This is a genomic window from Dactylosporangium sp. CS-047395, assembly GCF_050942185.1.
Classification (GTDB): Bacteria; Actinomycetota; Actinomycetes; order Mycobacteriales; family Micromonosporaceae; genus Dactylosporangium.
In genome coordinates this window covers 5,857,029-5,873,748 of the sequence record NZ_CP192015.1, presented here as the reverse complement: position 1 = coordinate 5,873,748, position 16,720 = coordinate 5,857,029, and the positions used below count along the sequence as shown (strand labels likewise).

Below are 16,720 nucleotides of genomic sequence, written 5' to 3'. Positions count from 1 at the left end.
GCGATGCACCACGTACGCGCGCAAGCGGTCCGGTGGGTCGAGGAGGACTGGCCCAGATGGGTCGAGGTGCACCTCGTCGAGGCGGACGGGACCGTCGTGTCGATCGTCGAGAAGGTGCCGGTCGTCGACGACACCGATCGGATGGTGCCCGGCTGTGCCTTCCCGGTCGAGCTGGAGATTCCCTGCGACGTGGTCGACGGCAGCGACGAGCGGGCCGTCGCGATCCGGCTCCACCACGGCATCGAGGACCAGCAGGGCCGGACGCTGTTCCATGTGGACGCGCGCTCGCTGACTACAGCGTGAGGCGGAGGATGAAGTTCAGGCCGAATTCGGTGTCGGAGGTGCGGACGTCCGTGTAGCCGAGCCGGTGGTAGAAGTCGTGGGCCGAGATGCTGGCGCCGGTCTCCATGTACTCGCGGCCCTCGCGGGCGGCCAAGTCCTCGATGTGGCGCATCAGCGAGCGGCCCAGGCCCTGGCCGGCGGCGGCCGGGTGGACGAACATGGTGTACACCTTGTTGCCGTCGCGGGAAACCGTGCCGACCACGCCGTCGACGTCGGCGACGTACATTTCGCGTCGGCCGGCCAGCTCGCGGATGCGGGACTCGGTGAAGTGGGCGCACATCCGGTCGATGATGTGGGGCGGGTAGTCGCGGCTGTTCACCTCGCGCAGGCAGGTGGCGATGAGCGTGGCCACGGCGGGCGCGTCGGCGTCGGCGAACCGTCGGATCGTCACGACGCCGCCGCGGTGAGGTCGTCGAGGTCGATGGTGTACCAGGTGGAGCGGACGAAGGCGTGGGCACGGTCGGCGCGGGCGAAGTACCGTACGCGCTGGGTTTCCAGGCCGTCCGGGAACACGATCCGGCACTGGGCGCCCTGTTGCACCACGCCGCCGGAGCCCAGCCTCAGCAGGGTCGCGACGTCGTACTCCGCGCCGTGGCCCCTGATCAGCGCCAGCTCGGGGCCGCGGCGCAGGAGGGTGTGGGCGTAGCGGTACGGCGACTCGCCCCAGTCGGTGACCCGGTCGCCCGTCGCCGAGAGGATGTGGAAATCCGTGTACGGGCAGAAGTACGCGGTCTCGCCGGTCAGGTTGAGCGTGTAGCAGTCCACGATGTCGCGACGCGGGTACAGCCAGTCGACGCTCAGGTCGTCGTTGAAGCGCGCCAGGCCGTGCCCCTCCGGGCCGGGGCCGCCCAGGGCCTCGTCGAAGTAGCTCGCCCACACCTTGCCGGCCGCAGTGGTGAACAGGTCCTCGATGGCGTCGCCGAGGTGGGCGCGTCGCTCCAAATCGCCGGCTGCCGTCCACACCTCGGCGTTCGGTTCGCCGGGCCTGGCTCGCGCGGAGGCTACGAGCACGCGGCCCTCCGGCAGCGGCTGGACGAAGCTCAGCCGCAGGTCGGTCGCGATGTCCACGGCGGCGACGGCGTGGCGCCGATCCAGCACGTGCCAGGTGACCTGTTGGCGCCCCGGAGCATCGCGGTACGGCCACACAGCGACGGCGGTGCCGTCCGGGCCTACGCCGGCCACGCCCGGAACGTCCACGGTGGCGGCGGGGTCGGAAGGGGCCAGGACGCCGTGGCGGCGCAGCGGGGCGACGGGCAGGCGCAGCACCTCGAGGCGGCGGCGCAGCTTGTCGGCGTCGTCGGTCACGGGGCCAGGCGGGCGGCGAGTTTGCGCAGGTACTCCTCGACCTGGGCCCGGTCGTAGCCGCGCATGACGACCAGCAGTTCCGGCTCGGCCAGCGCCGCCCGCACCTCCGCGCGCTCCGCCTCGGAGCCGGAGACCAGGGCGTCCTGCGCGCGGCGGATCAGGCGGTCGATGCGCCCGGGCTCATAACCGCGCAGCACCGTGTCGAACGAAGGCTTGTCGGCGCGGCGGGCGAGGCGGTCCTCGAAGCGGTCACCGGCGAACTCGTGCAGAGCAGCAACAAGAGCATCCTGCGACTGTCGTACGTCCTGCAGCTTCAGCACGATCCGCCCGCCCGGTTCCAGGAGCAGGTGGGGGCCGGACATCGCGGGCGGCACCGGCTCGTCGAGGACGACCTTGTCGATCGTCGACCAGGGCTGCAGCCCGGCGGTCGTCGTGATGCCGTCCGAGGCGATCCGGAAGACGAACGGGCGGAACTCGTCGCGGATCAGGACGGCCGCCATCACCAGGGCCAGCAGGCCCCCGGCCGCCAGGATGAGGCGGCCGGGGCCGTTGTCGCTGCCCCAGGCGCAGGCCAGGGCGGCGACGGCGAACACGGCGACGAGGAGAGCGAAGCCGAACGAGCGGCGTCTGCGCTGCAACTCCATGCGCCGGAACACTACTCGGTGCGCAGGGCCTTCGCGGTACTGGTCCGGGCCGCCCAGCCCGCCGGCAGCAGGGCACCGGCCACGGCGATGACGAGGCCGCCGAGCGCGAGGGGGGCGAGGACGCTCAGGGAGTACACCTGCAGGATCTTCGGCGGGAAGCGGGTGCCGGCGGCGTGGCCCATGGCCGGCAGGACCCAGTCGTGCAGCGCCATGCCGGCGGGGACGCCCAGCACGCCCGCCACCAGGCCCAGTCCGGCGACCGAGGTGAGGACCATGGCCACGGTCTGCCTCGGTGCCATCCCCAGGGCCTTGAAGACGCCGAGCTCGTGGACGCGCTCGCGGGTGTCCAGCACGACGGTGTTGAGCACGCCCAGGCCCGCCACCGCCATGAGCATCAGGGTGAGCGTGAAGGCCAGGGTGTCGATGACGACGACCGTCTCGCCGATGTCGGCCACGTTGACCTCGGCGTGGCCCTTGTCCCCGAGGGCCGCGTTCAGATTTTTCGTGTACTGCCCGAGGTCCGTCCCGTCCGTCAGCAGCACCTCCCACATCTTGAACCGGTCCTCGCCGAGGCGCATCCCGTCCAGCGAGCGCGTGTCGGTGATGAGCTTGCGGCCGTCGCCGCTCAGATCGAGGGCCTCGCCGACGATCGTGAGCTTGGCCGAGGTGCCGTTGCTGGACACGGTGACGGTGTCGCCGACGTGCACGCCGGCCGCGTCGAGGAAGCCGCTCGGCACGACCGCCTCGCCGGGGGCGGCGAACCAGCGGCCGCTGATCATCTCGTAGCTGGCCCAGGAGGCGTCGCCGTCGAACAGCACGGCGCGGGTGGTGCCGGTCAGGCCGGCCACGGTCACCTCGGTGTCCTGCATGGCGAAGTACCTGGCGGTGCCGGGCTGGGCCTTGATGGCCGCCTCGATCGCGGCCGTGTCGGGTCCGGACGACGACGGCGGCGGCGAGCCGGGGGACGGCGGGGCGATGCCGACCTCGACGTCGCCGGCGGTGCGCTTGTTCATCGCGGCCTGGACCTCGCCGACCGACAGGGCCAGGCCGGTGCCGAACGTGACGCCGAGCGCGCCCAGGGCGACCGCGGCGGCGATCGTCGCCGAGCGGCCGGGGCGGGTGAACGGGTTGGCCAGGCCCAGGCTCACCGGGCGGGGCAGCGGCAGCCGGCCCAGCAGGTGGCGGGCGGCCCGGCCGCGGCCCAGCGACGGGGTGCGGCCGACGGCGAGGGCGTCGACGGTGCGCAGCCGCCCGGCCCGCAGCGCCGGCACGAACGCGGTGACGGCGACCGCGGCCAGGGTGGCGAGCGGTACGGCGAGCGAGACCCACCAGTCGATGGTGTTGACGCCGGTGCCGAAGGCCTCGCCCTCCTCGTTGAGGATCGGCACGGCGGCCAGGTTGCCCAGCGGCACCCCGACCAGCGCGCCGATGGTCGCCGGGATCAGGGCCTGCATGACGTAGGCGCGGGCGACCTGGCCGGGGCTGTAGCCGAGGGCCTTGAGGATGCCGATGCGCCGGGTCGCCGAGCCGACGGCCCCGCTGACCACAATGCCGATGATGAGCACCGACATGACCAGGCCGAGCACGCCGAACGCGACGACGAACGGGGCGAAGGTGGCCGCGATCCGCTCGGTCTCGGTCTTCACCGTGAGCCACGACGTGCCGCCCTGCAGGGCACCCTCCGGCACCGTGGCGGCGACGGCGTCCTTGCCGGCGTTGATGCCGGCGTCGGTCGTGGCGCTGGCGAAGCGGTACAACATCTGCAGTCCGCCCTTGCCCTCGGGCGTGAGCGCGGTGACGGTCGCCGGAAGGGCCCAGACCTGGCCGGTGCGGCCGATCGAGCGGGCCAGGCCGACGACGGTCAGCACCGGCTGCCCGGGGGCGGACTGGACGCGGAACCGGTCACCGACGGAGAACGGGCCGCTGTCGTCGAGGAACACGATCTCGCCGGGCCCGGTCGCGTACCGTCCGGCGGTCAGCTCCAGCCGGTCCAGCCCGGTGCCGGCGTCGGGCCGGCCGACGAGGGAGAACGCCGGCAGTTCGACGCCCTCGGGCACGCCGAGCTTGTTGCTCACCACGGTCGGCACGAGCTCGGTCGTCGGGTACGGCCCGGCCGCCTCCGTCACCCCGCTCGCCGTCCGGGTGGCGTCGAGCTGGGCGGCGGTCACCTTGCTGGCATCGAACTGGGCGGCCAGGTGGGCGCCGTGCTGGCGGTCGAAGGCCCGCGCGAACGGCTCCGAGGACGCCACCAGCAGCCCGACCGCCAGCACCGACGCGGTCACGGTGAGCAGCGTGGTGAGGACCATGACGACGGTCTGCACCCGGCGCCGGCCGACGCCGGAGCGCACGATCCCGCCGATGCCCGCGCTCACGCGGTCACGCCCAGCGGCGACCCGGCCAGCCGGCCGTCGACGAGCGAGATGGTCCGGGTCGCGCAGGCCTCGGCCAGGGCCAGGTCGTGGGTGACCAGCAGCAGCGTCTGGCCGTCCCGGTTGAGCTCGGTGAGCAGGTGGCGGACCTCCTGGCCGGAGGCGGTGTCCAGGGCGCCGGTCGGCTCGTCGGCCAGCAGCAGCGGCGGCCGGTTCATCAGCGCCCGGGCCACCGCCACCCGCTGCCGCTCGCCGCCGGAGAGCCGGCCCGGGAACGCCTTCGCGTGCCGGGCCACCCCGAGGTACTCCAGCAGTTCGTGGGCGCGCTTCTGGGCCGGGCCGCGGGCGGTGCCGGACAGCTGCGCGGGCAGCAGGACGTTGTCGGCGACGGTCAGATCGTCCAGGAGGTTGAAGAACTGGAAGACCATGCCGATCCGTTGCCGCCGGTACTGCGCCGAGCCCGCCTCCGACAGCCGGTCCACCCGCACCCCGTCGACCGTCACCGTCCCCGACGTCGGACGGTCGAGCCCGGCGATCAGGTTGAGCAGCGTCGACTTGCCGCTGCCGGACGGTCCCAGCACCGCGAGGGCCTCCCCGCGCCGCACCCGCAGGCTGAGCCCGGCCAGGGCCGCCGTCCCGCCCTCGTACTGCTTGGTCACATCGTCGAACTCGATGAGCACCGCTGATTCGGTCATGCCGCGGACGCTATGGCCGCGCCCGGTGCCCGGGCGTCGGCCGCCGTGCGGGTTTCGGGTCGGCCGCGCGGCGTACGGGCGGCGGGGTCATCCTTGCGATGTACGCACCGGTCGGGACGCGCGCCGGGCCGGGCGTCGGCGAGACTGGGCGGGTGAAGCTGCGGGAACTCGCCGCCCGGCCCTGGGGGGCCGCGGTGGCCTGGCTGCGCGCGGAGACGCCGAACCAGCCGCGGCCGACCGCGTGGGCGTGGGCGGCCGACATCATCCTCGCCGTGCTGCTGGCCGTCGGCGCGGTCAACGGCGCCACCGAGCCGGTCGGGCACGACGCCGACGTGCCGATCGTCGTGTACGGCCCGTTCGGTCCCTACGACCCGGACCCGCCCGACCGGCCGGATCTGCCGGATCTGCCGGATGCGCCAGGCGCCCCGCAGGACCGGTACCGCATGCCGTTCCCGCCGCCCGAGGACAGCGAGCCGGCCGGTGCGCTGCTGATCGTCGCCGCGCTGACCGCGCTGCCGCTGGCCTTCCGGCGCCGCTACCCCCTGGGCTCGTTCCTGCTCATCGCGGTGTGCGCGTTCCGGGTGTACCGCATGGACGGCGACCCGACCTGGACCGTCGTCGCCTCCGTGATCGCCGCGTACAGCGCCCCGATGTACTCCCGCTACCGCAACCTGGCCCTGGCCAGCGTGGTCGTCGCGGCCGCGATCGCGGTGAGCGACCTGCAGGAGAACGTGCCGAGCCTGCCGCAGGGCCTGCTGCTGTTCCTGATGTTCTCCTCGGTCGGCCTCGCCGCGAACGCCATCCACACCTGGCGGGTCCGCGCCCGCGCCGCCGAGCGCGACCGCGAGTCCGCAGCCCGGCTCGCCGTCGACCGTGAACGGGCCCGCCTCGCCCGGGAGCTGCACGACGTCGTCACCCACAACGTGAGCGTGATGGTCGTGCAGGCCGGCGCCGCCCGCAAGGTCATGGACGCGCAGCCGGACCAGGCCCGGGAGGCGCTGCTGGCGGTGGAGGCCGGGGGCCGGGCCGCGCTGACCGAGCTGCGGCAGGTGATCGGGCTGCTGACCGTCGACGCCGACGGTGCCGACCTGGCCCCGCAGCCGGGCCTCGACCAGCTGGAGACGCTCGTCGCCCGGGTCCGCGAGACCGGGGTCCCGGTGAGCCTCGCGGTGGCCGCGCCGGCGGTGTCGCCGGGGATCGGGCTGGCCGCGTACCGGGTCGTGCAGGAGGCGCTGACCAACGCGGTCAAGCACGCCGCCGGTGCCGCCGTCGACGTCGTGGTGTCGGCCGACGGGCGGGTGCTGACCATCGACGTGGCCGACTCCGGCGGGGTCGCGGCGCCGGGCGCGCACGGCAGCGGCCGCGGCCTCGCCGGGCTGCGCGAACGGCTGACCGTGTACGGCGGTACGCTCACCGCCGGCCCCCGCCCGACCGGCGGATTCCGCGTGGTGGCCGAGATTCCCCTGGAGGCGTCCCCTTGACCGCACCGCTGCGCGTGGTGATCGCCGACGACCAGGCCCTCGTCCGCACCGGCTTCCGGATGATCCTCACCGCCGACGGGATCGACGTCGTCGCCGAGGCCGCCAACGGGGTCGAGGCGGTCGAGGCGGTCCGCCGCACCGTGCCCGACGTGGTGCTCATGGACGTGCGGATGCCGGAGATGGACGGCCTCGAGGCGACCCGCCGCATCCTCGCCGACGAGGCCGCCACCGCACCCCGGGTCGTCATCCTGACCACGTTCGACCTGGACCGGTACGTCTACGCGGCGCTGTCCGCCGGCGCGTCCGGGTTCCTGCTCAAGGACGTCAGCCCCGAGCAGCTCGTCGCGGCCGTCCGGCTGGTGCGGGCCGGGGACGCGCTGCTCGCACCGGCGATCACCCGGCGGCTCATCGAGCGGTACGCGGCCCGCGACGCCCGCACCGCCACACTGCACCGGGACCTGTCCACGCTGACGCCCCGCGAGGTCGAGGTGCTGGCGCTGCTGGCCCGCGGACTGTCCAACGCCGAACTCGCCGAACGGCTGTTCCTGTCCGACGCCACGGTCAAGACGCACGTGGCCCGGATCCTGTCCAAGCTCGGTCTGCGCGACCGGGCCCAGGCGATCGTGGTCGCCTACGAGACCGGGCTCGTCACGCCGGGAACTTCGGGGCCGGCGGCGAGCTGAGCGCGATGCCGAAGCGCTCGCGGTACACCTGAAGGATTTCGGGCTCGGAAAGCACGCGCTCGTCGCGCCCGGCGGCGGTGGTGTGGATGAGCTTGTCGCCGGCGAGCGTGAGCCGGCCGTCGCCGGTGAGCCGGGAACAGGTCAGCGACCGGGTGAAGTGCGACTGCGGCGAGGTCTGGTGGAACCAGCACGTCGGCCCGAAGTCGCTCAGCGCATAGGAGCGGGAGTCGATCCGGTACTCCGGGCCGCCCGGACCGGCGACATCATGGCCCTCCGGGTGCGGGGTGACGGTGTAGACGCCGCCGGGATCGTCCTGCGGCCCGGTGCCGCCGAGGCGCAGCGGGTGGTGCGCGAACTTCCCGAACCCGACGTCGACCAGCCAGTCCTCGCCGTCGAGGCGGACCTTGAGGGCCAGGTGGTCGAACGGGAACCCATACCCGGAGCCGTTCCAGGTGCGCGCCGAGTGCAGGCTCACGTGGTACCCGAGGTCGCGCAGCAGCAGCGCGAACGCCCCGTTGACCTCGTAGCAGAACCCGCCCCGCCGGCGCCGCACGATCTTGTCGAGCAGCCCCTCGTCGTCGAGCCGGACGGGTTCGCCGAGGCCGATGCTCAGATTCTCGAACGGTACCGTGCCCAGGTGCGCCCGCTGCAGCGTGCGCAGCGCCGCCAGGTCCGCCGCGGCCGGCCGGGCGGCGCCGATCCGCGCCAGATAGTCGTCCACACGCGCGAGACTAGCGCGCCTCGAGCGAGACGTAGTCCAGGTCGCCCGCGTAGTAGTCGCAGCCGACGTCGCGCTGGTCGCAGTCGGTCTTGCCGCCGACGGACAGCGGCCAGCCGTTGGCGATGTACCCGGTCCAGCCGGACGCGCGCGCCTCGGTCCGCCCGTCGACGACGAGCGCGATCCCGGCCTGCGTCCGCTCGCAGCGGACCGTGTGCCAGCGCCCGTCGTTGAGCCGGCTGCGCGAGGAGACGATGAGCGAGCCGTGGTCGCCGCGGAACAGGCACTGGGCGACGCCGCTCGGGATCTGCAGCTTGTAGTTCCCGCCGTCGACCGTCGCCTGTCCCTTCTGGACGATGTTGCCGAAGTGGTACTGCGTGCGCAGCCGCACCGTCACCGCGAAGTCCCGGTTCCCGGGGTTGAGGTCCGGCGCGCTGCGCACGGTCGCCAGGTGCCGCGGATGCGTCGGCGGGGTGTCGGGCTCGAGCCGCTCGAAGCGGTACCCGGTCTCGCCCTGCACCCGCACGCCCGTGCGCACCTCGGAGCCGACGGCCCCGTCGAGCCCGTGGCCGGAGCCGTCGACCATGGTGCGGGCATGCTCGCCCTCGTTCATCTCGTACCGCGCGACGGTGTGCCCGGCCGCCGCTTCCGTCACCGCCCCGGCGCCGGCGGCGGTGGCCACGAGCGTCGCCGCGGTACTGAACGTGACGGCGACGACGTACCGCCCTCGATTGTGCATAAATTCCCCCGCTCGATCATGCCTGCTGTCATCCTAAATGCCCGAAACATCCTCTGATGCGGTTTTCTGCGTCGGAGATCATGGTTTCGTGCAACGCATCGACCTCCACCGCGACGACGTCGTCCTGTCCTGCCTCGTGCACGGTCCCGCCGCCGCCCCGCCGGTCCTGCTACTGCACGGCCTGGCCGGCGCGGCCGCCGAGCTCGCGCCGACGGCCCTGGCGCTGGCGGACCGCTTCCGCGTCGTCGTCCCGGACCAGCGCGGCCACGGCCACAGCACCCGCCGCCCCGCCGACCTGTCCCGGCACGCCTTCGCGGCGGACGCCGCCGCTGTCATCGCAGAGCTGTGCGGCGGCGGCCCGGCCGCCGTGGCCGGCCAGTCGATGGGCGGCCACACCGCGCTGCTGCTGGCCGCCTGGCACCCTGCCCTCGTCAGCCGGCTCGTCATGCTGGAGGCGGGCGTGGGCGGCATGGCGCCGGACGACGACTATCCGGCCCGGCTGGGCCGCTGGTTCGCGGGATGGCCTGCGCCATTCGCCTCCCGCGCGGCGGCGGAGGAGTTCCTCGGCGGTACGGCGACGGCGCGGGCCTGGGCCGCGGACCTGGAGCCGACCCCCGACGGCCTGCGCCCGCGCTTCGACGCCGACGTGATGGAGGCGGCGATCCGGCCGGTGGCAGCGGAGGCGCGGTGGGACGAGTGGTCCTCGATCACCGCGCCGACGCTGCTGATCCGCGGCTCGCGCGGCACCTGCCCACCGGAGGAGGACGCGCGGATGCGTTCGCTGCGGCCGTCGGTGGGCTACGAGGTCATCGCGGACGCGGGGCACGACGCCCACCTGGACCAGCCGGCCGCGTGGCTCGACCTGCTCAACCGGGAACTCCGCCCGTAGCCGCCGCAACCGGACGGCGGCGACCACGGGGCGGCGCCCGGCCGCCGGCCGTCGAGATGACGTGCAGGTCGGTGTGACGCTCGAACCTCGATGGTGACTCGCCGTGCTGGTGCTGGGCGCGGTGGCTGGACCGGGACGCGGCCCGGGGTCAGGATGTGGACGGCCGCGGACTGGCGTTGCGGCGGTCCTGCTCGGTCTGCCCGAGGTCGTAGGCCTCGATGTCCCAGGCGGTGATGGTGGCCGGCCGGTCGATGGCGATGGTGAACGGGCCGTGGTCCTGGTCAGCGGCCTCGATGCCGTACGCCGGGAACCAGGCGTCCGAGAACTCCCACCGGCCGGTGCAGGGCCCGTGCACGGTCATCCTGAACGGGTGCGGGGTGCTCACGACGATGCTGAGCTCGCCGGTGCCCGTGCAGCGGACCCGGAGGTGGAGGTGAAAGCCGCTGGGTATCGAGACCTCGGCGTGGCCGGCGCCGTAGACCGTCGAGCTCCATGCGCCGGCCGGGTGGTCGTACGAGTCGGGCGTCTGGTCGGGCTCGGGTGTCGAGGCGGTCGTCCGGTTCGGCCCGGGTATCGACGCGGCCGCATGGTCCGCCCCGGATTCCGGGTCAGGCCGGGAATCGCTGGTGCAGGCGGCCAGCCCAAGGAACACTGCAAGAGCCCCTGCGTACCACCGGCCAGTGCAATGCCCCCGCATGGTGGCAGGGTACAGAGGCCCGGCAACGCGCGGCGGGCGGCAACTGCCGGTCGGCAGGTATCGGGGGCGCCGGTCACGGCAGGAGGCCGCGGTCGCGGGCGTACACCGCGGCCTGGGTGCGGTCGCGCAGGCCCAGGCGGGTCAGGATGCGGGAGACGTGGTTCTTCACCGTGCCCTCGCTCAGGAACAGGCGGCCGGCGATCTCGCGGTTCGTGGCGCCCGTCGCGACCAGGCGCAGGATCTCCAGTTCGCGGCCGGTCAGGTCGTCCGGGGTGTCGGCCGCTCGGGTTGCGGCCAGGCGGCGGGCCACCGACGGGTTGAGCTGGGCCACGCCCCGGTGGACCAGGCGTACCGCGTCGGCGAGTTCGGCCGCGCCGAGGTCCTTAAGCAGGTAGCCGTCCGCGCCCGCCCGCAGCGCCAGGGCCACGTAAGCGTCGTCGTCGAAGGTGGTGAGCATGATGACGCGGCAGGTGGGGTGGGTGCGGCGGATGGCGCGGGTGGCCTCCACGCCGTCGAGGCCGGGCATGCGGACGTCCATGAGGATCACATCCGGTACCAGAGCGGCAGTTTGCGACAGCGCCTCCTCGCCCGACGCGGCGGTGCCGGCGATCTCGATGCCGGGCTGGATGCTCAGCAGTGACGCGATGCCGTCGCGGACCAGTTGCTGGTCGTCGACGACGAGGACGCGGACCGGGGTCATGCGGGGATGCTCACCCGGACCCGGACGCCCGTGCCGGTGGGGGCGACGGAGAGGGTGCCGCCGAGCTGTTCGACGCGTTCGCGCATGCCGCGCAGGCCGAACCCCGTGCCCGGTTCGTCCGGCAGGCCGGTGCCGTCGTCGGTGACGGTCAGGGTGGCGGTGCGGCCGCGGAAGTCGGCGACGACGGACATGGTGCGGGCCCGGCCGTGGCGGCGGGCGTTGGTCAGGGCCTCCTGCGCGGCCCGGTACAGCGCCAGCCGTACCGGCGCGGCCAGGGTCTGCTCGTCGCCCGCGATGTCGACCGTCACGTCCGCGGCGTGGCGGGCCAGGTCGTGCAGGGACGGCGGGTCGTCGCGCAGCTGGCGGACCGAGTCGCGGACCTCGGCCAGGGCCTGCCGGGCCGACCAGCGGGCGTCGGTGACCGCCTGCGCGGCCGCGTCCTCGTCGCGGTCGCGGAAGGCCTCGGCCTTTTCCAGCTGTACGGCGATCGCGGTCAGATGGTGCCCGAGACTGTCGTGAAGGTCGCGGGCGACCCGGATGCGTTCGCGGGCCGCGGCCAGCTCCTCGGCGCGTCGCAACCCGCCGGTGGCCAGGGCCGCCGCGGTCAGCGCCAGGGTCAGGCCGACGGCGTACATCACGAGGTCCCGCGGGTCGCCGCGGCCCGTCAGCGCGTAGCCGGCCGCGAGCACCGCCGCACCCACGACGCCGAGGGCGATGGCGGTGCGGCGGCCGGCAGTGAAGTACGCCGCGAAGGGAACGGTGATGAACAGCGCGCCGGTGAGACCGTCGGGGTCGAACGGCACCACGGCTGCGAGCGCCGCCAGCCGGGCGAGCAGCCACGCCCGATGCCCGCGGTCGAGGGCCTCGACGACGGCGAGCGCGAGCACACCGGCGGCGAACCCGGCCGTGGACGCGCCGACGGGGTGTGCGGCCAGCCCGGCGACGAGCACCGCCCCGCACAGCACGAACGGCACCCACCGCACCGGCAAGGCCCTCACAGCCGTCAGGCTACTTGCACCAGGGCCCGCCGCGGCAGCGCGACGAGCGACAACCAGGTCACGGACGCGCCCGCCGCCACATGGACGAGGCTGGTCCACGCCGTGTCGTCGAGCGGTGCGAGCGCCGCGAGGAGGGTGAGCGCGAGCCCGTACCCGGCCGCGGGCACCCTCGGGAACACCCCGGCCCGCAGCAGCGACGCCCCGAACAGCAGCGTCCCGGCCACGAACACCCCCGCACACGCGAGCAGCGCCGGCCCGGTCGGCCCGTCCTTGACCGCCGCCACGGTCGCGGGGTCGAGATAGAAGAGCACGACGTTGAGCGCGAAGGCGACACCCGTGAAAAGCCCCAACCCCAGCAGGTGTACCGCGAACGCCACCGCCCCGAACCGCCCCGCCCTCGGCCGCTGATGCAGGTACAGCGCGGTGGCGGTAGGTGCGGCGAGCGCGGTGCCGAGGCCGAGCACGAGACCGGTCGCCGCGGTCTCGCCGGTGAACGCCTCGACGGCCCCGGGCAGGGCGATGGTCAGTCCGAGCAGGACGCCGCAGCCGGCGCCGAATCGTTGCAGCCACATGCCCGGGGACGCTATCGACGGTGACCCGGCCCGGGGGAGTGCCGACCGGCCAATCCGGCACCGCCACTCGTCACTGGATCAGCTCGCTGAGCCACCCGGTCCGCAGGTGTGTGATGTCGCCGCCGCTGTCGAGGGCGGCGTCGAGCAGCATCGCCAGCGACGTGCCCAGCACCGGCACCTCGGCCGGATCGTCGGCGAGAAAGTAGAGGCCCCAGTCCCCGTCCCCTTCCTTGCGTACGCGGCCCACGATCCAGTAGGTGATCCCGGCCTCGATGTCGGGCGCCCCGATGATGCTGCGGCCGTCGTCGAGGTCGAACAGCCGCTCCGCCGCCCACAGCCGTGCCGTGAGCCCGTTGAGGCCGCGATGCTCGTCCACCGGCCGCAGCCGCCACCGCCCGCCGAACAGCGAGGCGGTGCCGAGCCGGCGGTAGAGCCCGATCACGTCCGCGGGCGCGTCGGCGGGCAGATCCCGCCCCGGCGTGGTCTCGTGGCCGGCCACGATCCGGTCGATGACGTCGTCGATCTCGAGGGCCTTGGCCGCCACGTGCCAGCCGGCGATCGGCTGCAGCGCACCGCCGGCGTCCTGGGCCACCCCGATCAGGCCGCCGTGCAGCGCCACCTGCGAGTTGACGCCCCGGGCGCGGTCGTTGAGGTTGATGGTGACCTTGGACAGCGTCGCGGGTACGGAGTCGCTGCGGATGCCGGGCGGGTCCTCCGCGACGTCGCTGGGCTCGCCGATCGGCAGCTCCAGCATCGGGTTCCGGCACGTCGACGGCCGCCGCGCCGAGGTACGGGTAGAAGCGCGTGACCCAGCCCGTGATGACATCCCCGCCGTAGGCGTCGACGGGGCTGTAGATCCGTTGCCAGAAGGCGATGTCCGGGTCGCCCTGAGCGGCCCGGACGAACTCGTCGGTGATCGGGCGCAGCGAGCGGCACCACTGCTCCAGCCCGAACGTCGCGACGGCCTCGACCCGTTCGCGGATCCGGGTCCAGTCCTCGACGGTGCCGGTGAGCGTGACGGCCGGGATGCCGCAGACACAGACGAGCCAGTACGAGAAGTACGGCGAGTACGCGTCCAGCAGGACCACCCGCCCGACGGTCCGCTCGAGCTCCGTGCTGGTGGAGAAGTCGCAGTCGAACAGCGCGGCATCGTCGATCTCACCGGCGAGCAGCTTCGCGAACGAGTCGGTCAGGTACGACCACTCGTCGGCGGTCACGGGCAGCGCGAGCACCTCGACCGAGAGGGGCTTCTTCTCCTCGTGCCGCACCAGCAGCGCCCGCAGTTCCTCGGCGTGCAGCCGGATGTGCTGGGCGAGGCCCTGCGTGATGGTCAGCCACACGGCGTCGGGCGACAGCACGAGCGGCCGGTGGTCCGCGAACGCGCGGGAGACGGCGCTGAGCAACGGATGCACGCCGTCGGGTTCGAGGACCTGCCGGTCGGTCACCCCCGATCGCGAGGGCCTCAGGGAACAGGGATCGGACGGTCCGGGTGGGCAGAAGCGCATCGGCGGGCGTGACATCATCGACCGCGAAGGTGACCATGGACGGACCTTAGCGGCGTTGACAAGCCCTGCACCATGTACCCATGGCGAGTAGCACGGACCTCGGCTGGTGGGGCCGGCACCCGTACTTCTACGTGAGCTTCACGACGAGCATCGCCCTGGTGTTCTGGGCGGCACTCGCCTTCGCGGCGCTGGTCGACCTCGAGATGGCCTTGGCCGTGGGCGGGTGCGGCGGCGTGCTCGGCGTGCCGATGACCATCGCCGCCGTGTACGCCTGGCGCTACCTGCTCAAGGACCGCCACCTCGACGAGCGGGACCGGTGGAACTGGGACCGTCCACTCGGGACGGTCGCGCGGGTCCTGGTGTGGGTGGGGTTCGCCGCGATGCTGGTGGCGACCGTGGACGGGTTCTACGACGCGTACCGGTTCGACCGCTACGGCCGCACCGCGGAGGCCGTCGTGACCCGCGTCGAGCCGGGCAGCACCTTCGTGACCGTCGCCGGCCGCGAGGCCGAGCTGTCGCCGGGCCGCGGCGACCCCCGCCCGCAGCCGGGCGAGCGCATGCGGGTCCTGCACATCCCCGGTACCGCCGACGTGGACTTCACGGATCGCTGGCCGTACCGCTACGCGTTTCCCGCGGCGTTGATCGCGGCGGTCCTGGGCGTGTTCGCGCTGGCCCGGCGGCCCGGCGGGGCAGCGGCAGGGCGAGGACGGCGGCGAGCAGCGCCAGCAGCGTGAGGATCAGCCCGATCTCGTGGAAGCCGGCGATCGGCCCGACCCGCACCGCCCGCGTCGCCAGCAGCGAGCCCAGCACCCCCACGCCCAGTGAGCCGCCGAGGCGTTGGGCGATGTTGAACAGGGTGTTGCCGTCGGCGAGCTGGTCGTCGGTCAGCGGGTCCAGCATGACCGACAGCAGCGGCGTGATGCCGAAGCCGAACGTCCTGCGCGTGCCGGGCCAGCTCGTGCAGCGACGGCGGGTCGTCGCGCAGCTGCCGCACCGAGTCGCGCACCTCGGCCAGGGCCTGGCGGGCCGACCAGCGGGCGTCGGTCACGGCCCGCGCGGCCGCCTCCGGGTCGCGGTCGCGGAACGCGTCGGCCTTCTCAAGCTGTACGGCGATCGCGGTCAGGTGATGCCCGAGGCTGTCGTGGATGTCGCGGGCGACCCGGTTGCGCTCGCGGGCCGCGCCAGCTCCTCGATCCGGTCCATCGCGCCGACCGCCAGGGCCGCGGCGGTGAGCGCGAGCGTGAGCCCGACGGCGTACATCACCAGGTCGCCCGGGTCGCCGCGCCCGCTCAGTGCGAAGCCGGCCGCCAGCACCGCGGCCCCGCCGGCGCCGAGGGACGAGCACGGCCAGGCGGGCGAGCAGCCAGCCCCAGTGCCGGCCCGCGACCGCCTCGACCGCGCGGCGAGCGCGAGCACCCCGGCGGCGAAGCCGAGCGACGACGGGCCGAGCGGATGCGCGACGAGACCGGCGACGAGGACCGCCCCGCACAACACGAACGGCACCCAGTGGACGGACATGGCGTCAGGCTACTTGCCGTGTTGGGGGCGGCGGGAGTGCCGGTCGGCCACGGTACCGCCGCCGAACGTCACCGTGCGAGCCCGCTCAGCTTCCCGGTCGTCGAGGTCGAAGGCCGTCTGCACCCACCGGTTGCCGGGCAGGGACTGCACGTAGCAGCGCTCCTCCACCAGTGACCATGCCGAAGACCGTAGCGGCGCCGGCAACCCCGTTACGGCGTCCGTCGTGGCGGTCAGGCTACGTGCACCACGGCCCGGCGCGGGAGGGCGGCGAGCGACAACCAGGTCACGGAAACCCCGGCCGCCACGTGGACCAGGCTCGTCCACGGCGTGTCGTCCAGCGGGGCCAGTGCGGCGAGCAACGTGAGGGCAACGCCGTACCCGGCCGACGGCAACTTCGGAAACGCCCCGGCCCGCAGCAGGGAAACCGCGAAGCAAAGGTTTCCGGCAACGAACACCGCCGCGGAAACCAGCAGCACCGGCCCGGTCGGCCGGCCTTCACCGCGGCCACCGTTGCCGGGTCGAGGGAGAACAGCACCACGTTGAGCGCGAATGCGACGCCGGTGAACAAGCCGAGGCCCAGCAGGTGTACGGCGAACGCGGCCCGCCCGAACGCGCCGGTCCGGTCGCGCTGGTGCAGGTACAGGGCGGTCGCGGCCGGGGCGGCCAACGCCACCCCGACGCCGAGGACGAGGCTGGTCGCGGAGGTTTCGCCGGTGAAGGCCTCGACGGCCCCGGGCAGGGCGATCGCCGGGCCGAGCAGGACGCCGCAGGAGGCGCCGAATCGTTGCAGCCACATGCCCCGGGACGGTATTGGCGGTGCCGCGCCGGCCGGGAGTGCCGACCGGCCAGTCCGGCACCGCCACTC

The 16,720-nt window shown here is 73.8% G+C and carries 21 protein-coding genes and 1 pseudogene; 5 read left to right on the top strand and 17 right to left on the bottom strand.

All coding sequences use genetic code 11. The annotated features are described in order from the left end of the window. Nucleotides 1–3 precede the first annotated feature (3 nt). A complete protein-coding gene (locus tag ACQP00_RS27680; protein ID WP_433199823.1) occupies nt 4–303 on the top strand; it encodes a hypothetical protein in 300 nt (99 codons plus the stop codon). Here ACQP00_RS27680 and ACQP00_RS27675 read toward each other — a convergent pair. The 5 genes from ACQP00_RS27675 to ACQP00_RS27655 are packed head-to-tail and all read right to left on the bottom strand — an operon-like array spanning nt 293 to nt 5,355. Then, the gene (locus ACQP00_RS27675; protein WP_433199820.1) at nt 293–733 is read right to left on the bottom strand and encodes an N-acetyltransferase family protein; all 441 of its coding nucleotides are present in this window, start codon (nt 731–733) and stop codon (nt 293–295) included. The two genes, ACQP00_RS27680 and ACQP00_RS27675, sit on opposite strands and share 11 nt — an antisense overlap. Next, nucleotides 730–1,647, bottom strand: a complete 918-nt coding sequence (locus ACQP00_RS27670) for a hypothetical protein (protein ID WP_433199817.1) — start codon at nt 1,645–1,647, stop codon at nt 730–732. Before ACQP00_RS27670 ends, ACQP00_RS27675 begins: the two co-directional genes overlap by 4 nt. Continuing rightward, nucleotides 1,644–2,291, bottom strand: coding sequence for a hypothetical protein (locus tag ACQP00_RS27665; protein WP_433199814.1), 648 nt, complete (start codon nt 2,289–2,291; stop codon nt 1,644–1,646). Before ACQP00_RS27665 ends, ACQP00_RS27670 begins: the two co-directional genes overlap by 4 nt. An 11-nt stretch (nt 2,292–2,302) precedes the next feature. Beyond that, entirely contained in the window at nt 2,303–4,663 is a 2,361-nt protein-coding gene (locus ACQP00_RS27660) for an ABC transporter permease (protein WP_433199811.1), read from the bottom strand. Continuing rightward, a complete protein-coding gene (locus ACQP00_RS27655) occupies nt 4,660–5,355 on the bottom strand; it encodes an ABC transporter ATP-binding protein (RefSeq protein ID WP_433199808.1) in 696 nt (231 codons plus the stop codon). Before ACQP00_RS27655 ends, ACQP00_RS27660 begins: the two co-directional genes overlap by 4 nt. Before the next feature lie 152 nt (nt 5,356–5,507). Between ACQP00_RS27655 and ACQP00_RS27650 the strand changes: the two genes are divergently transcribed. Then, a complete protein-coding gene (locus tag ACQP00_RS27650; protein ID WP_433199805.1) occupies nt 5,508–6,836 on the top strand; it encodes a sensor histidine kinase in 1,329 nt (442 codons plus the stop codon). Beyond that, nucleotides 6,833–7,519 (top strand): response regulator, encoded by a 687-nt coding sequence (locus ACQP00_RS27645; protein WP_433199802.1) that lies wholly within the window; start codon nt 6,833–6,835, stop codon nt 7,517–7,519. The genes ACQP00_RS27650 and ACQP00_RS27645 overlap by 4 nt, the downstream gene beginning before the upstream one ends. Here ACQP00_RS27645 and ACQP00_RS27640 read toward each other — a convergent pair. Next, nucleotides 7,485–8,240 (bottom strand): arylamine N-acetyltransferase family protein, encoded by a 756-nt coding sequence (locus ACQP00_RS27640; protein WP_433199799.1) that lies wholly within the window; start codon nt 8,238–8,240, stop codon nt 7,485–7,487. The two genes, ACQP00_RS27645 and ACQP00_RS27640, sit on opposite strands and share 35 nt — an antisense overlap. A gap of 10 nt (nt 8,241–8,250) precedes the next feature. Next, nucleotides 8,251–8,976: a LamG domain-containing protein gene (locus tag ACQP00_RS27635; protein ID WP_433199796.1), complete on the bottom strand. Its 726-nt coding sequence runs from the start codon at nt 8,974–8,976 to the stop codon at nt 8,251–8,253. Between the two features lie 88 nt (nt 8,977–9,064). Between ACQP00_RS27635 and ACQP00_RS27630 the strand changes: the two genes are divergently transcribed. Continuing rightward, a complete protein-coding gene (locus ACQP00_RS27630; protein ID WP_433199793.1) occupies nt 9,065–9,865 on the top strand; it encodes an alpha/beta fold hydrolase in 801 nt (266 codons plus the stop codon). A gap of 148 nt (nt 9,866–10,013) precedes the next feature. Here ACQP00_RS27630 and ACQP00_RS27625 read toward each other — a convergent pair whose 3' ends face one another. From ACQP00_RS27625 to ACQP00_RS27600, 6 genes and pseudogenes are all read right to left on the bottom strand, one after another. Continuing rightward, on the bottom strand, nt 10,014–10,517 hold the full coding sequence (locus tag ACQP00_RS27625; RefSeq protein WP_433199790.1) for a hypothetical protein: 504 nt from the start codon (nt 10,515–10,517) through the stop codon (nt 10,014–10,016). 118 nt (nt 10,518–10,635) lie between these two features. Then, on the bottom strand, nt 10,636–11,262 hold the full coding sequence (locus ACQP00_RS27620) for a response regulator (RefSeq protein WP_433199787.1): 627 nt from the start codon (nt 11,260–11,262) through the stop codon (nt 10,636–10,638). Next, nucleotides 11,259–12,260 (bottom strand): sensor histidine kinase, encoded by a 1,002-nt coding sequence (locus tag ACQP00_RS27615; protein WP_433199784.1) that lies wholly within the window; start codon nt 12,258–12,260, stop codon nt 11,259–11,261. Before ACQP00_RS27615 ends, ACQP00_RS27620 begins: the two co-directional genes overlap by 4 nt. Before the next feature lie 5 nt (nt 12,261–12,265). Continuing rightward, nucleotides 12,266–12,832, bottom strand: coding sequence for a hypothetical protein (locus tag ACQP00_RS27610; protein ID WP_433199781.1), 567 nt, complete (start codon nt 12,830–12,832; stop codon nt 12,266–12,268). Nucleotides 12,833–12,902: 70 nt separating this feature from the next. After that, the gene (locus ACQP00_RS27605) at nt 12,903–13,586 is read right to left on the bottom strand and encodes a hypothetical protein (RefSeq protein ID WP_433199778.1); all 684 of its coding nucleotides are present in this window, start codon (nt 13,584–13,586) and stop codon (nt 12,903–12,905) included. Nucleotides 13,587–13,626: 40 nt separating this feature from the next. After that, nucleotides 13,627–14,337, bottom strand: a pseudogene (locus ACQP00_RS27600) (DUF4419 domain-containing protein); the annotation flags it as partial. 80 nt (nt 14,338–14,417) lie between these two features. Here ACQP00_RS27600 and ACQP00_RS27595 point away from each other — a divergent pair. Beyond that, the gene (locus ACQP00_RS27595; protein WP_433199775.1) at nt 14,418–15,071 is read left to right on the top strand and encodes a hypothetical protein; all 654 of its coding nucleotides are present in this window, start codon (nt 14,418–14,420) and stop codon (nt 15,069–15,071) included. Here ACQP00_RS27595 and ACQP00_RS27590 read toward each other — a convergent pair. From ACQP00_RS27590 to ACQP00_RS27575, 4 genes are all read right to left on the bottom strand, one after another. Further along, the gene (locus ACQP00_RS27590) at nt 14,957–15,451 is read right to left on the bottom strand and encodes a histidine kinase (RefSeq protein WP_433224015.1); all 495 of its coding nucleotides are present in this window, start codon (nt 15,449–15,451) and stop codon (nt 14,957–14,959) included. The genes ACQP00_RS27595 and ACQP00_RS27590 overlap by 115 nt on opposite strands. Nucleotides 15,452–15,456: 5 nt before the next feature. Beyond that, nucleotides 15,457–15,855: a hypothetical protein gene (locus tag ACQP00_RS27585; protein WP_433224366.1), complete on the bottom strand. Its 399-nt coding sequence runs from the start codon at nt 15,853–15,855 to the stop codon at nt 15,457–15,459. 9 nt (nt 15,856–15,864) lie between these two features. Continuing rightward, complete coding sequence (locus tag ACQP00_RS27580) at nt 15,865–16,023, bottom strand: hypothetical protein (RefSeq protein ID WP_433199772.1); 159 nt, start codon at nt 16,021–16,023, stop codon at nt 15,865–15,867. Between the two features lie 115 nt (nt 16,024–16,138). Continuing rightward, the gene (locus tag ACQP00_RS27575) at nt 16,139–16,651 is read right to left on the bottom strand and encodes a hypothetical protein (protein WP_433199769.1); all 513 of its coding nucleotides are present in this window, start codon (nt 16,649–16,651) and stop codon (nt 16,139–16,141) included. Nucleotides 16,652–16,720 lie beyond the last annotated feature (69 nt).

Coding starts and splice junctions, on each gene's coding strand:
- ACQP00_RS27595 (WP_433199775.1), top strand. CDS start 14,418: ATGGCGAGTAGCACGGACCTCGGCTGGTGGGGCCGGCACCCGTACTTC.
- ACQP00_RS27610 (WP_433199781.1), bottom strand. CDS start 12,832: ATGTGGCTGCAACGATTCGGCGCCGGCTGCGGCGTCCTGCTCGGACTG.
- ACQP00_RS27680 (WP_433199823.1), top strand. CDS start 4: ATGCACCACGTACGCGCGCAAGCGGTCCGGTGGGTCGAGGAGGACTGG.
- ACQP00_RS27585 (WP_433224366.1), bottom strand. CDS start 15,855: ATGTCCGTCCACTGGGTGCCGTTCGTGTTGTGCGGGGCGGTCCTCGTC.
- ACQP00_RS27665 (WP_433199814.1), bottom strand. CDS start 2,291: ATGGAGTTGCAGCGCAGACGCCGCTCGTTCGGCTTCGCTCTCCTCGTC.
- ACQP00_RS27620 (WP_433199787.1), bottom strand. CDS start 11,262: ATGACCCCGGTCCGCGTCCTCGTCGTCGACGACCAGCAACTGGTCCGC.
- ACQP00_RS27655 (WP_433199808.1), bottom strand. CDS start 5,355: ATGACCGAATCAGCGGTGCTCATCGAGTTCGACGATGTGACCAAGCAG.
- ACQP00_RS27575 (WP_433199769.1), bottom strand. CDS start 16,651: ATGTGGCTGCAACGATTCGGCGCCTCCTGCGGCGTCCTGCTCGGCCCG.
- ACQP00_RS27635 (WP_433199796.1), bottom strand. CDS start 8,976: ATGCACAATCGAGGGCGGTACGTCGTCGCCGTCACGTTCAGTACCGCG.
- ACQP00_RS27605 (WP_433199778.1), bottom strand. CDS start 13,586: ATGCTGGAGCTGCCGATCGGCGAGCCCAGCGACGTCGCGGAGGACCCG.